Source organism: Cardinium endosymbiont cBtQ1 of Bemisia tabaci (assembly GCF_000689375.1).
Taxonomy (GTDB): Bacteria; Bacteroidota; Bacteroidia; order Cytophagales; family Amoebophilaceae; genus Cardinium.
On sequence record NZ_CBQZ010000001.1, the window covers coordinates 34285 to 49737 of the forward strand.

11 protein-coding genes are annotated in these 15453 nt (G+C 35.8%); 8 read left to right on the plus strand and 3 right to left on the minus strand.

Annotation, left to right across the window (positions count from 1 at the left end; genetic code table 11):
• Positions 1-11: 11 nt before the first annotated feature.
• Positions 12-377: a YraN family protein gene (locus CHV_RS00170; RefSeq protein ID WP_084303065.1), complete on the minus strand. Its 366-nt coding sequence runs from the start codon at positions 375-377 to the stop codon at positions 12-14.
• A 320-nt stretch (positions 378-697) separates the two neighbouring features.
• On the opposite strand from CHV_RS00170, the gene CHV_RS00175 reads away from it, so the two are divergent.
• From CHV_RS00175 to CHV_RS00210, 8 genes are all read left to right on the plus strand, one after another.
• Positions 698-1282 (plus strand): hypothetical protein, encoded by a 585-nt coding sequence (locus CHV_RS00175; protein ID WP_130721352.1) that lies wholly within the window; start codon positions 698-700, stop codon positions 1280-1282.
• A gap of 121 nt (positions 1283-1403) precedes the next feature.
• Positions 1404-2450 carry a tRNA preQ1(34) S-adenosylmethionine ribosyltransferase-isomerase QueA gene (gene queA, locus CHV_RS00180; protein WP_034577009.1) on the plus strand — a complete coding sequence of 349 codons (1047 nt, stop codon included), beginning with the start codon at positions 1404-1406 and terminating at the stop codon, positions 2448-2450.
• A 136-nt stretch (positions 2451-2586) separates the two neighbouring features.
• Positions 2587-5208 (plus strand): BamA/OMP85 family outer membrane protein, encoded by a 2622-nt coding sequence (locus CHV_RS00185; RefSeq protein ID WP_034576266.1) that lies wholly within the window; start codon positions 2587-2589, stop codon positions 5206-5208.
• A gap of 123 nt (positions 5209-5331) precedes the next feature.
• The gene (gene topA / locus CHV_RS00190; RefSeq protein WP_034576267.1) at positions 5332-7632 is read left to right on the plus strand and encodes a type I DNA topoisomerase; all 2301 of its coding nucleotides are present in this window, start codon (positions 5332-5334) and stop codon (positions 7630-7632) included.
• A 218-nt stretch (positions 7633-7850) separates the two neighbouring features.
• Complete coding sequence (locus CHV_RS00195) at positions 7851-9956, plus strand: MutS-related protein (RefSeq protein ID WP_165393830.1); 2106 nt, start codon at positions 7851-7853, stop codon at positions 9954-9956.
• A 16-nt stretch (positions 9957-9972) separates the two neighbouring features.
• Entirely contained in the window at positions 9973-10386 is a 414-nt protein-coding gene (gene tsaE, locus CHV_RS00200; RefSeq protein WP_034576271.1) for a tRNA (adenosine(37)-N6)-threonylcarbamoyltransferase complex ATPase subunit type 1 TsaE, read from the plus strand.
• Between the two features lie 253 nt (positions 10387-10639).
• Positions 10640-12400 carry an ankyrin repeat domain-containing protein gene (locus CHV_RS00205; RefSeq protein ID WP_034576273.1) on the plus strand — a complete coding sequence of 587 codons (1761 nt, stop codon included), beginning with the start codon at positions 10640-10642 and terminating at the stop codon, positions 12398-12400.
• A gap of 72 nt (positions 12401-12472) precedes the next feature.
• On the plus strand, positions 12473-13924 hold the full coding sequence (locus CHV_RS00210) for a sodium:solute symporter family protein (protein ID WP_130721353.1): 1452 nt from the start codon (positions 12473-12475) through the stop codon (positions 13922-13924).
• A gap of 79 nt (positions 13925-14003) precedes the next feature.
• On the opposite strand, the gene CHV_RS00215 is transcribed toward CHV_RS00210, so the two are convergent.
• Positions 14004-14747 carry a hypothetical protein gene (locus CHV_RS00215; protein ID WP_034576277.1) on the minus strand — a complete coding sequence of 248 codons (744 nt, stop codon included), beginning with the start codon at positions 14745-14747 and terminating at the stop codon, positions 14004-14006.
• A gap of 48 nt (positions 14748-14795) precedes the next feature.
• On the minus strand, positions 14796-15428 hold the full coding sequence (locus CHV_RS00220; protein ID WP_130721354.1) for a site-2 protease family protein: 633 nt from the start codon (positions 15426-15428) through the stop codon (positions 14796-14798).
• Positions 15429-15453: the final 25 nt, after the last annotated feature.

The window sequence follows — 15453 nt, forward strand, 5'->3', positions numbered from 1 at the left end:
TTAATATAGTTTCAATAGAAACCATCTTCCAAATGTACAATCTCGCTAACTTGTTCTTGACTACCTAGTATCGCTATAATATCGAAACGTATGGCCTGTTGGCTATTTTGGGTACGTAAGTAGTGTGTAGCAGCTAAGCGTAGGGCACGCATTTTTTTTCGGTTAACAAAATCTTCTGGATGGCCAAATAAGTTATTCTTACGTGCTTTTACCTCGACAAAAACAATCAATTCGTCTTTTTTAACAATAAGATCTATTTCAAAGCGTTTGTAACGAAAATTTTGCGCCAGTATCTTAAAGCCTTTTTTTACTAAGTAATCTGCAGCAACTATTTCTGCGTATTGACCAAACGCTTGTGCCATGTTTTTTGTCGGCATAGGCTATAAATCATTGGTTGGTCCTAATCTTATACAGGCATTATGGATGCTAAATAAATATAGAAAATAGTTTGCTTAAAGACTTTTTTAAGTGATGACTTTATTATTCCATGATCTGGTCGTGTTTTATGTATCATTTGGAGTTTTTTCCTAATAGTCCATTCTAGGGAGGAGAGATTATACTAAAAAGTGAAAAATAAAAACTCAATATAATTAAATAATTATAAATTTATTTTTACCATAAAATAGCTGTAATTTAGTTCCCTATGAGGAGGATGGTAATTTTAGCTTTGTATTTTTCAATGGGTCTTAGTAGTGCCATGGCATTACCTGGCCGTTTTAGTGCTGAATGCTCTCCTTCTTACGTTACCAATAGAATGTATGTGAAACCGTCCCCTTGTACTAAAGGGCATCTAGGGCTACAATTTGGTGGTGCCTATCACTTTGTGCTACAGGAGTACGTTAGCCTTAGTGTAGGTATTTCCTATGTTTTAAGCCATGTGGAATGGACTCGTGCGCCTAGTGCATCGGTATCCTCTATAGACGATGGCGCTTATGCCTTACGTTATGTGTGGGTACCTTTTCTATGTAGATTTTATACCAGTGAGGTAATGATTGATACCAGCATCTATTGCAAGCTAGGGCTCATACCCTCTATAAATCTACCTAGAAGATCCACTGTACCATCCGATTCAGGTAAAGTTGCTTTTTTGATCCAACGGCCCTTAGGCTGTTTTATTCTTTTAGGTGGTGGCGTAAAGTATGATTTTAGTTTGACCAATAGCCTTGTTGTAGGATTAAGTTATTGTTGGGATGTACCTGGTGTGATGTATAAAAAAGATTCAAATGATCCAATCTATCTTCATAATAACTTTGTTTTCCTTGATCTTTGTTTTTTATTTTAACGATACGTGCTAAGTATAGTTAAATAGCTAGCATAGGTAATGATTGTAAATGGACAACTAGGCGCATTTGCCCAAAGCAGCCTACAAAAGGAATATAACTTTTTTAAATTATATACATACTATGAAACTATCAAATTTTAAATTTGACCTGCCAGCGCATAGCATTGCACAGTATCCAATCGAGGCAAAGGAAGATGCCCGTTTAATGGTTGTTCACAAGAGTAGTGGCAAAATAGAGCATAAAACCTTTAAAGATCTGCCTGCTTATTTTAGTGAAGGGGATACTTTGGTGGTCAATGATTCTAAAGTGTTACCTTGTAAGCTTTATGGTTATAAAGAAAAAACAAATGCACAAGTAGAAGTACTTTTATTACGAAAATTGAATGATGAACATGGTTTGTGGGATACGATTGTAGAACCAGCACGTAAAATTCGCATAGGGAATAAAATTTATTTTGGAAATGGTGAGTTAGTGGCTGAAATTATAGATAATACGACTTCAAGAGGTCGCACCCTTAAATTGTTGTTTGAGCGTACAGAAGAAGAATTTTATGCACTGATCAATCAAATTGGCCATATGCCTTTACCTCCTCAAATAGGGCGTTCTTCGAAGCCAGAAGATAGGGAATATTATCAGACTATATTTTCCCAAAATATAGGTAGTATCGTATTGCCAGCTGCTGGATTGCATTTTACTCCTTATCTATTGAAATATTTAGCTTTACAGAATATTTCTGTTGTGCCGGTTACATTGCACATTGGTTTAGGTGAACTCAGTACTATTGATATGGAAGATTTAACCAAGGTAAGGGCCTCTTCTGAGCGTTTTACGATCACCCCAGAAACGGCAACGGTGGTAAACCACAGCTTGCAGCATCAAAAAAAAGTTTGTGCCGTGGGGACTTCGGTGTTAAGAGCTATGGAGTCTTCTGTTTCAGTTGCTTGTCAAATAAAACCGGCCAGTGACTGGACCAATAAGTTTATTTTACCTTCTTATTCTTTTAAAGTTTGCAATGCATTATTGACTACCTTTCATCTTTCTTCTTCTATTTCTTTGGTCAGTGTAGCTGCTTTTGGAGGAGAAGAATTAATTTTAGATGCGTATGCCGAAGCAATCAAAGAAGCTTATCGATTTTTTCTATATGGCGATTCTATGTTGATTATATAACTATAGTACATTTTTCTATGCCATACCATTAATAATTTCCTATATTCGGAAAAAGTTATTTCTTGGTAAGCTCTATTTTTTTGAATCTTCAACGGAAGACAGAACATTTATTTTATTTATTATGCTTGCTACAAATATGAAAAAAATTAAGCGGTTGTGCGGCTTATTTATCCTGTGCTACGTACATATAGGATGGGCACAGCCCATCCTTGATGCAAATGTTTACGCCGTACGCAAAATTCAGGTAGAAGGCAATCTTTTTGTAGATACTGACTTATTGATTGCACTTTCTGGTTTACAAGAGGGCGCAATAATTGATTCATCTTCTCAACAAATTCGTCGTTCTATTCGAAAAATCGCCAAACATGATGGTATCAAATCTGTTGCGATCTATTTATCTGAAGTGGACCAGATTAATCATTTAGCAACTTTTGTTATTCGTGTAGAAGAGCATCCTCAATTGGTCAACTATCTGTTAGAAGGGTTAACCCAAAAGGACCGGAAAGTCCTGCTTGAAAGCGTTGCCATAGATCGTCATGTTGCATTGTCTCCACTTTTTCTTCAAAAAACAATTGCTAAGATTAAAAATTTTTTTTTGGAAAAAGGCTTCAGGGATGTGCAGCTCTCTACAGAATTGATTCCTTCCCAAACAATGGATCAAAAAATTACCTTAAAAATTAAGATACATAAAGGTAAAAAAAGTACAGTTCATAAAATCACGCTTGAAGGAAACAACCATTTAGATACCGATCTCTTACTTTATAATATTAAAGCGTTAAAAGAAGCACCCCATTTTACACTGGTCCAGGATATTTTAAAAAAAAGCATCACCCTTGCACCGATTCGTAAAGGCGGGTTACTGTTGCAGTTGCCTAAGACCATAGATGAAGTGAAGCGTTATTTGTTTAGTCATGTTTCTTTTTTCCCTTCTGTTTTCACAGAAGAAAAATATTTAAAATCTAAAGAGAATTTGATCCTTTTCTATCAGTCAAAAGGATTTCGAGACGTACATATTGCAGCAGAATGTTTGAAACCTTCTAGAGGTGGAAAGTTAAATATTTATTTAAAAATTAATGAAGGAAAGCAATATACCATCCGTCATATCAAATGGGTAGGTAATTATGTTTATAGTGATCAAGTACTAGATAAGTGGTTAAATCTGCAGGAAGGAAGAATCTATGATCCGGTCTATATTACCAGCCGATTTACCCCTGGTATTACAGCCCCAACCATTCGTGATTTATATGCCAATAATGGATATTTTAATTTCTCTGCAGAAGTTGTTGAAACTAGTCTAGAAGACAATCAGGTAGATCTGGAAATTAGAATTCAAGAAGGTAAACAGTTTACCATCCGTCAAGTAGATATTATAGGTAATACATTAACCCATGATTACGTTATTCGCCGTGAATTACTCACCTTACCTGGAGAGAAATACAATGAAGGACTTGTTCGAGCTTCCATACGTAACTTGGCCATGTTAAGATTATTTAAGCATGAAAAATTAAATCCAGATATACAGCCAAATCAAACAGAAAGTAGAGTGGATCTTATCTATTCAGTAGAAGAACAGCCCCAGTTTGATATTAAACTCAATTGCAGTAGTGGTCAAGGTATTATGGCCGGGCTTGAGCTTGGTTCTAATAATGTTTCTTTAACAAACCTCTTTAGAGGTAAAATACCCATAGGTGGTGCGCAGGAGTTGCATTTAACCGCTCAGATGAATGGTAAAGATTACAAAAATTTCACCTTTTCTTTTCAAGAACCTTGGCTTTGGTTAAAAGCCCACCCTTATATATTTTCTATAAGCTTCAATAGTGCCTTTCAAAACGCTTTGTATATTGGAAATAATGCATTGGACGATTGGGTAGGATTAAATATATTCCCAGTTGGAAAACAAGATAAAAAATCTACAATTTACTCAATCGGTAGCCGAGTAGGTCTAGGTAAAAAGTTTGCTAAATATTGGGAAATTCATTGGGGAGTGGACTACCACTACCATAGGTATGCATCCTATCCATTATTACAAGATCGGACAAAAAGATCAGGACCCGTATATGATTTTACATTAGATTTTGCCTTGCAGTATTGTAGTATCAATAATCCAAACTATCCTACTAGTGGAGCTTCCTGGTCTAACTTTCTGACCTTAACACCTCCCTATACTTTGTTGGGTTGTACGTCCTCTGCAGCAACAGCTATACCACAGCTTAAAGAATTTGGAAAGTTTATAATGGATGGCTATTACTTTAAACGTTTGTTTGGTAATTGTGTCTTGCATTTTCGTGGCCATGTTGGCTTTTTACACAGCTTGTCTAGGAAAGAGATAGGACCTTTTGAGCGATTTTATTTGGGCGGTACATCAAGTACGCCGATAAAATTATTGGGTACTAATTTTGTTACGTTACGTGGTTATCCAGATGAGAGTCTTACACCAGAAGACTATACAAGAAAGATAAAAGGGGGTGTTTTATTTAATAAACTTGTTTCAGAGTTGCGTTACCCAGTTGCGTTGGCACCTATTTGTTGCTATCTATTGGGGTTTGTGGAAATAGGAGATAGTTGGTTAAACTATAAAGAGTTCAACCTATATAATATGAGAAAATCTATAGGTGGTGGCATACGCCTTATCTTGCCTATACCTCTTATACCAATGCTTGGCTTGGATTTTGGCTATAGGTTAGATCCTGTAAAAGATATACGTAATGCTAAAAGTTCTTTCGAATATCATTTCACCCTTGCACCTAGTATCCGTTAGTTAGCATAAAAAGACCATGCTCTGGACAAATTGGTATTTTTGTAAAGTTTTATATTATAGGTCTATAATATAATATTATATTATGTCATTGTAACATACGATTTTATTACAACAAACATTGCTATGATAAAAAATCTAGTTATTGTTGAGTCACCTGCAAAAGCCAAAACACTAGAACGTTATTTAGGCAGTAACTATCAAGTAGCCTCCTCTAATGGTCATATTAGAGATCTTATTAAGGGCAATAATGCCATTAACATTGAGCAAGGGTTTTTGCCTAGTTATGAAATCAGTCCTGGCAAGGAACGGGTGGTACAACATCTTAAAAAATTGGCCACTGGTTCTGATTGTATCTATCTAGCTAGCGACGATGATCGGGAAGGAGAGTCTATTTCATGGCATTTAAAAGAGACGCTTGGGTTAAAAGATAATCAGGTGCAACGCATTGTCTTTAGAGAAGTTACTAAAATGGCTGTTTTAAATGCATTGAAACAGCCACGTGCTATTGACTCAGCTTTAGTAGATTCGCAACAGGCTAGACGTGTTTTAGATAGACTTGTAGGCTATGACCTATCGCCTTTATTATGGAAAAAAATCAAACCAGGGCTTTCTGCGGGCCGTGTACAATCTGTTGCGGTAAGGATGGTCGTAGAGCGAGAAAGAGCTATTGATCGTTTCGTTTCAACTGCCCATTTTGCCATATCAGCTTTTTTTATTTTACCAACAGGACAGTTGTTGAAGGCAAATGGTACAGAGAAATTTAAAACAGCCGAAGAAGCCTTTGGATTTTTAGAACAATGCCAAGAAGCCATTTTTTCTATTAAAGCATTGGATACAAAAGCATTAACACGGTCCCCTTCTCCTCCTTTTATTACTTCTACATTACAACAAGAGGCTAGTAGAAAGCTTGGCTATTCTGTGAACCGTACTATGGTGCTTGCTCAGCAGCTCTATGAAACCGGTAAAATTTCCTATATGCGAACGGATTCAGTTAATCTGTCCAAAGAGGCTATACAAAGTATATCGGAAACGGTTTCAACTATCTATGGGGCTACTTACTTTCAGGCTAGAGCCTATACTACTAAATCATCTACTGCACAAGAGGCGCATGAAGCGATACGGCCTACTGATTTTTCATTAAAAGTAGCCAGTAGCCATAAAGACGAACAGCGGCTCTACGAACTAATTTGGCGTAGAGCCATCGCTTCTCAAATGGCCGATGCACAAATAGAAAAAACAATAGCAATGGTTCAAATTTCTACAACAGAGCAGCCATTAATCGCAACCGGAGAAGTATTAAAATTTGAAGGTTTTTTAAAGGCATATATACGCGATGAGGTTGATGAAGCAGAGGATTGTAAAACAATGTTGCCACCTCTCCATATAGATCAAGAACTTGTTCTAGAAAAAATATTGGCTAGAGAACGGTTCAGTAATCCGCCCGCTCGCTATACGGAGGCTACTTTGGTCAGAGATCTAGAAGAAAAAGAAATCGGACGTCCATCTACTTATGCACCTATTATTGCGACTATTCAAAAAAGAGGGTATATCAAGTTGGAATCTCGTGAAGGTTTTCCACGTGCTTATAGGTTATTGACGCTACAAAATAAGCTGATTCATACAGAAACACTAACTGAAGTTGTTCGTGCTGAGAAGCAAAAGCTCTTTCCAACGGATATGGCTGCTGTGGTCAATGACTTTCTAGTTAAACACTTTTCTGATGTAACAGACTATAATTTTACCGCATATGTAGAAAAAGAGTTGGATAAGATCGCACAAGGTACGAAGATCTGGAATCAAATGCTAAGAGAATTTTACAATGGTTTTTATCCTAAGGTGCAAGCTACTGCGGGCATAGACCGAACTATGGTAAACTATACGAGGCTTTTAGGAAAAGATCCAGCAACCAATGCTTCGTTAATAGTCCGATTGGGTAAATATGGTCCATTGGTTCAGTTAGGCATTGAAGAAGATGGTCGTGAGGAACCACCTCGTTTTGCAGGACTACAAGCCAATCAGCGTATGGAAACAATTACCCTAGAAGAAGCCTTAAAACTTTTTAAACTACCACGTCTAGTAGGGACCTTTGAAACACTTCCACTGATGATAAATATAGGCCGATTTGGCCCATACATTAAACATGGTTCGCTTTTTTATTCTATACCAAAAACAGATGATCCATTTACTATGGATGAACAAAATGCAATAGCGATTATTGAAGCCAAACGGAAAGCAGATGCTGAAAAATTAATCAAAACTTTTCCTGAAGATCCAACTATACAAATTTTAAATGGAAGATGGGGCGCTTATATTAAAAATGATAAAAAACATACCCGTATTCCTAAAGATATTACAGATCCTAAGTCGCTTAGTTTAAAAGAATGTTTGAATATTATGGAAAGGAATCTAAAATCAAAAAAATAAATAAAAAATTTCTATTACTTGTTTATTGAATAAAACAGTGACCGAATTTTTTAATTCATAAAACTTTATACGTAAATTACGTATAGTATAGTAAAAAAGAAAAAGCAATTTATCTGTAATAAATTCAAAAGTAATTTTTATTTTTTTTAGCCATTATGAGCCACAATAACAACCGTAATACCATCTTTATATTTTTTTTTACCTTATTATTGCATTGTATGCGTAGTGACTGCGTGTGGGCTGATCCAAAGGTAACATATGGATCAACTACTGCAAAAATTGCACATCATTACCTAAGGTCTTTTACTATTCTTCCTGCCTCTTCTACTTTATTTCTTTCAAAAACAAAGAAAAAAAACACTTTACAAACGGATAGTATAACATTGGCTGAAAGCACCCAACGCAAAGTTGTATTACGTACGATATTTGCTAATATTGATGTCAATATTCCGACAGAAAGTGGTAGTATACTGAACAATAATGCATGGACAGATTTAACGCTTTTTTGTGGGAAGCCTAATAATCTATCTTATCACTTCCTTTCGCGTATTAATCGTACCACTACTGTACTAGGTGAGTGTGTATTGGCTACACTTTTAGTAACGCCAACCAGTGATATTCCAACACTAACCAACCGTCAACAAACCTTGCACCTATTATTAGAAGATCCGATTTCTTTGGCAAATTTAAAACAAACTTTGGCATCCTACCAAAGGGTAGAACAACGTTTAATTTCTTTATGGACCCATACAGATCCACTTTATACCCATGCATATAGGAATTATATGCATCAGCGCTTCCTATCATCTAATCCTGCTGCCAATAAAATAGCACGTAAGCTTAATACCCGGATTTTTTTTAGAAACCTTTTAGATATATATGGAGAATTTGTTTCCCTTCCGATAGTAGGCCTATTTTGGTGTGAAGCTACCCACTGGATGACTTCTATTTCAAAAGGAGGTTATATACCAGGCAGTAGAAGCAGTAGAAGCAGTAGCTATGTCCCCCTCCCCTTATTTGTGCCTATTTATTCCATTGGATCTGTTATAAACCATTATAAGCATACCAATGGCCAGCCATCGCTTTTACCTTTTTTAGGTGTAGCCGTTACGCACACAGCAGCTGTATGGCGCGGTTATTGTGGCATAAAAAGTTATAAAGAGTATAGTGCTGTTTTTCGCAGCCTAGCCAACCGTATGCGCGATGTACAAATTTTTATGCAAACCATCCAACAGATCAGTAATATTGTAGCAGCCAATCAAGCATTAGAGACCAATTATGGTCCGTCCTTAACTGCAATAAGGGCCCTATTGGAAAAACGTAAAGAGGCGACTGAAATAGGCATTTTAATAAGCAACTTGTTAGATATGAAACTTAATAATTGGTCCTATATTCGTGGAAACAGTGGTAAGTTACTCGCTACATACAATTTGTTTATAGAACATAAAGATTGCTTAAAACCCGCTATGTATGCATTAGGTCAGTTAGATGGCTTTATGGGGATGGCTACTTTAGTAAAAGAAGCCAAGACAACCTTTCCAAAACACTCTTACACTTTCACTAAGTTCTTAAATCGTTCAGAGCAAACTACGCCATGTATAATGTTAGATGGAATGTGGTATCCAATGTTGAATCCTGAAACGGTTGTGGATAATACTATAGAAATGGATGGTTATAAGACGCGTAATATAATCCTTTGTGGACCGAATGCAGGTGGAAAATCTTCTTTTATTTCTGGTGTAGCAAGTAATTTACTACTCAGTCAAACTTTTGGGATTGCAGCGGCTAAAAGTGCGGTTATTACTCCTTTTGATAAGATCAACACTTTTATAGAACTCAAGGACGATATAGCCTGTGGTGCTTCTCTCTTTATGGTAGAAGTAGAACGCATGCATCGGTATATGAATATGCTGGAAAACGCCAAACCCAATGAATTTATTTTTACTATTTCTGATGAACCTTTTGCCCGTACCAACCCAGTTGAAGCCAGTGCTGCAGCTTATAGTATATTGGCTGGTATGGCCAAATATACTAATGCGCTTCATATTGTTTCTACACATTATCCAATTTTAATGCATCTAGCCGATAAATTTAAAGACAGGGGTATTAGAAATTTTAAGGTTTTTATAGATAAAAAGCCAGATCAAAAATTACACTATACTTATAAAGTTGTACCAGGTGAGGCAGACCAATCCATTGCTTTGAAAATACTTGAACAGGAAGGATACGATCCAGCACTATTGAAACAAGCAGAAGATATTGTTCAAAATACTCAAAAGTGGCCTTTGTTAAAATACTTTCAAGGAAAGGATAAAAAGGGATAAGATGTAGCAACCACAGATGATCTTAAAAAGTGTTTGGAAAGAGCTATCGCACATAGCTTGTCAGTTGTTATCTTATGGAGCTGACCACAGAATATGGTTACTAGAAGGGCCTATAGGTTCTGGTAAAACCACTTTAATTAAAGAACTTTGTAAGGCGCTGAAAACGGTTCATACGGTCAACAGCCCAACTTTTTCAATTATTAATGAATATGAAACGGTAGATTATATGCCTATTTACCATTTTGATTGCTACAGGTTGGATAATGTTAATGATGCAATTGCACTAGATTTTGAAAGTTATTTTGCTTCTGGTTGCTATTGTTTTATAGAATGGCCTTCAAAAATTCAATCCATTTTACCTTTAGATTATTTTTTGATTACGATAGAAGTAAAAACAGCGACAAGTAGAAACCTGATTTGTCATATATAGTATAGGAAAAATAGAGCGCACCCTAAAATCTAAATATTGAAAAGAGATATCGATTCAATAAGTTTATATAAAAAATACTTCAAGCTAGGCTATTTTATACCAAGAAACCTAGTTTTTTGGTGTTTAGTCCATGATGATTTGATCCTTAAAAAATATAGTTATGTGCTGCCATAAAAAATATCGTCTAATAGCATTTATTTGTGTAGGCTATTTATCGACTACTGCTTGTAGCAAGTATAACAGTGAGTCTCCTATGTTTGGTTCTGATGGTCGTTCTATTGCCGAAAATTCAAAGTGCAATTACCAATTTATAGCAGATATTCTCAAAGACCATGGTCTGATTGCAGGGGAGCATCATATAGTAGCATACTTATATGATGAACTTGATGCAATAACAGAAAAATACTTTGAAATGGGTTCGGATCCAAACTCGCAACCACTCTTAGTAGAGGAACTAAATAGTTTAGTAAGATGCATACAAAATATTTTTAAAGAAAAAAAATGTAAAATATTAGAAGAATTAGCAAAAAAAACATATTATCCAATAATATCAGGATATCATAAACCAAGTATAAAAGATTCAGGTAAAACTCAACCTCTTTTGATACATGCAGTCAATATTGGGGATGTAAAAATGGTAGATATACTATTTAAATTCTTCTGGGATGCTATCCCAGACAAATATGATGCAATTTTTGCTCAAAAATTCGGTCCTGCAGCGTACACAATTATCCACCAAGCAGTAGCGAACGGCAACTTTGAAATGCTCGAATACTTAATAACTAAATATATTGCAATTAAAAAAGCATCAGGTTCATCACAAGACAAAGCTTATTTGGATCTAAAAAACATTTTAAATATAAAAAATGGGGCAGGGCAGAGCCCAGTGGCTATGGCATTGGCAGAATGTGTTGTTATCGAGAACCAATATGCTTTAGAGATCTGCCAGTATTTGTTAAGCTGTGTTGGTCTGTGGTTTGAGAATAATGATTTTGAAAAGAAACAGGTCATGTCTGCTTTTAAGAATATATGCGATTATAGTTTTGATATGTTCAAAAGTATAATCCAAAGCCTCCCTCCTAATTGTTTATCTAATGAAGAAACGATAAAAAAAATTGTTAATTCATCAGATGAGCATCATGATACTTTACTATCCCTTTTAGTAGAAAAGTCTTGTAAAGAGGGAACCTCTAAAAAAGAAATAAGTTATCTAATAAACTTGGGTGCTGATTGCACGAGTTTTAATAAATCGGGTGTATCCCCTATAGTTGCAGCTATTAAGCATAATGATTTGGATACATTGAAATTACTACCATTAAAATCTAATATCAATAAAAAAAATAAATATGGAGCCACGCCCCTGCATTACGCAAGTGGCTATAAGAGGTTCCAATTACCACATACCATATCACCGTCACCTGAGACTAGAACAAATCAGACTAGTATAGTTAAACATTTATTAGATCAGGGTGCTGACCATTCAATAAAAAATAATGTGGGTGATACACCTACCCATCAAGCAATTAAAAGTAACACGAATGATATACTAATGGTGCTTCTTGAAAATGGAGCCGATGCCTTAACACCCAATAAGGAAGGGAAGACTGCTTTGGACCTTTTAGCCTATAATATTCCTATGAGCTGCTCTACATTACGTTATGGCGTAACACCTTTACATTCTAAACAAGAGGAGTCAATGCGTTTGCTTGCAGAGGTTTTGGGTAAAGATATAATATCTAAAAAATCGGTTCACGCTCAATCTGAATATAAAAAATGGGAACAGTCCATTAGTCTTTATAAGACGATAAATACGGTTTACAAGGACGGACCAAGGCATAAGGATCTATTCATAAATAATATAAATGTCCAACTTGATCGGGAGTTTGGGCTAAAACTGACTGTTCCTCCATCTACCTGTAAAAAAAGGAAATATAGTCCTAATACAAGCTTAGTCTCTACTAAAAAGCGTAAATGTAAGGATGGTTCTTCAAGTGGTAAAACACAGGGGATCTAATTTTACACTTTTATAGAAGCGTTTATGAAATTCAATTCTTGAATCAATACATTTACCTAATTCTACTTGGTCATGGTATTCGATATTGCATTGTGTATGATAATATTTTTTTTATTATCTGTTGCCTTGGTCTCTTTTTACGCTATTAGAAAAAGGATTAGTTCTTTTCGACCCTATGCTGTAGGGAATAGGGCATTTTCTACAGCTAGCTTGACTGCTACTGTATTGGCTACTTATTATGGAGGGGGGACGATGATGAGTTATATTACACAATTTTCTGATGGGATTTTCTGGGTAAGTTGGAGGATTTTTGGTGTGATGGCTGCTTGTTTTACGCTCAGTTGGCTGGGTATGGGTATGGCTAAGTTTATCTACCATATTTCCATGCCAGAGACAATGGGTCGCGCCTATGGAAGGTATCCAAGAATCATTACCGCTCTATTGAACATTTGTTATTCTACTGTTGTGGTTGCTATCCAAATTCATGTTATGGCCCAGGCTATAAGTATCTGTATCACATCAGTTAGCCCACTATCTATTACCATTCTGACTACCTTGATGCTTGTTATATATGCTATATTTGGTGGTATTCGTGCAATTGTTCTGACCGATGTATGGCAATGTATTACTTTTTTTATTCTTATTTGCCTCTTAGCATGGTTTATCTTTAAACAAACAGACCAATCATTTGGTCAAATCATTGCCTTTACAGCTGCTCAAAAAAAATTTGGGTTAAGCTATTTATTGCTTCATGATAGAAAACTAGTAGCTACACTGCGCTATCTATCTACTTTTTTCTATTGTATAGAACCAGCTTTTGTACATAATATTTATATGGCTTCTAGTCCCCAGCAAGCGAAAAAGACGTTCTTATATGCTGGTATTTTAGGTGCTATTATTATGGTATGTTGCTCACTGATTGGCTTATTTATTTTTGTATGGGTACCATCCAATCTATCAGGAATAGAAATTTGGGATTATATAGTGGCACATACCTCACCTTTATTAAAAGGAATTATTTGTACTTGTGTATTAGCCATGACTATGTCTACAGCTGATTCTAGGCTACATATTTGTGCAGTGATGATCAGCTACGATATAGTACCCAACATATTGCCCGTGTGTCTTAGAAAGAAACTTTCCTTTGCCTATCATTATAAAATAGCCCATATGGCTATATTGGTTTTGGCTACGTTAGCCGTACCATTGGCTCTTAGTAGTAGTTATTTTATTGCAGATCAGTTTGCTCGTTTCTATGGCCGTTTGTATGTGCCTATAGTCGTTGCTCCATTTATTTTAGCTGTTTTAGGCTTTTGTACTACCCAGCGCACTGTTTTAATCGGTATGGTTGCAGGCGCATTATCTGTTTTTGCTTGGCGGAAATGGATTTATCCTATATTGGGAACCACTGATAGTGTTGTCCCTTGCATGGTCGTCAATGGTTTAGTAATACTGGGTGTACACTATTTATGGCCAGGTCAAAAGCGTATAAAAGAGCCAAACCATGGCCTATTAAAACAATAAATAAACTTAAGCATCAAAAGACCTTTATAACACAGTTTTTATCAGGTAAAAAGAAACGTCTAAATCGATTTGAATAGGTCTATGTGCTTTTTTGGTAAAAAAAGATAGTGGCTCTTTCTGAAGCTAGCCGAATGGTTTTTTGGGTATCAATAAGGTCCCTACTACCATTGTTATCGTAATACCACTTTTTTCCTGATTGTACAAATGGAATAAAATGTTCTTTTGGAACATTACTATGCTTTGGTATAGGTACCAAAAATCCTATTAAAGCATAGGTATGCTTTTCCGAGTTACCGGCGTTGGATCTAAGCGTTATAGATTCTGTTCCAGCCAATCTATGCTTATCACAGCCATTATGCTGCTGATTGTTGTTAAATACAATCACTAATCTACTGGTTGATTCATGCAATGGGGCGCTACTAGCTGTTTTTCCCCTATCTAGTAGATGGGCTTCTATAAAGCTACTGAAATCATTTTGTGCATATGAACCAGTAGGTGAGGACATAGATAAAATGGTTGGTTTTTTTGAATTTTGAAATTGGACTGATAAAAGATCAGACCAACTGATATCCTTTAAAATAACTTTTACATTATCATTTATTTCATCCGAAAGATCTCGGAATAATCTATAGCCATTAGGTATAAGTTGCCCAGGTCCTTTTATATTATTTTGCGCTCTGTTGAATAGTTTTCTCTTTTCTATAGGAGCAATAGGTCCAGGTTCATATCTAGGTGCATCTCTTTTACAACCTATACTGATTGCTATTGGTAATACACTAAGCCTTAGCTGTATTTGGCGCAACAAAACAAATTTCCATTCCATACAATAGGGTTTACTTGTAGAGGTTAAAGCGCACGATATGTTTTTTTATTACCATTTTCTTGCCTGTTGCCAGAGTTTACAATAATGCCATCCAGCTATAAAGAGTTGCATGATTAAGAACCAGTGATAGCCTTGAAGATACAAAATAGGAATGGCAATGGCAGCAGTGACCAAGCCGATGATAATACTGGCTAGATAGCCCTTATGGCCAAAAAATTTTTCTAATATATAGCGCAACAACCAGCCACCATCCAGTGGCGCGATGGGTATTAAATTCAGCAGCAACCATCTACTATTTATATACGTAGTTATAAAGAGCAAATATTTCAACAGATAGCTATTAAAAATATTAAATTTAAGCAAAAGATAGGCCGTCAGTGTCAATAATCCTTGAAAAAAGGGACCTGAAAGGGTAATTAAAAATTTTTGTTTACTTGTTAAATCTGCAGCATTGAAGTGAGTGGTGCCACCAAAGGCTTGTAATACAATGTTGGGTGCTGCATGAAAAAAACGAGCCATTAACGCATGGCCATATTCATGTACCAATATGCTTAAGGTAAAAACACTAGACCATAGCAGAATTTCTATATATTCGCTACCTATACTACTGATTACCAACAATAAGAATATCCAATAACTTAGGTCAATAGCTACTGAAATTTTTAAAAATTTAAAACGCAAAGCTGTACTATATTTTAGGTGATTC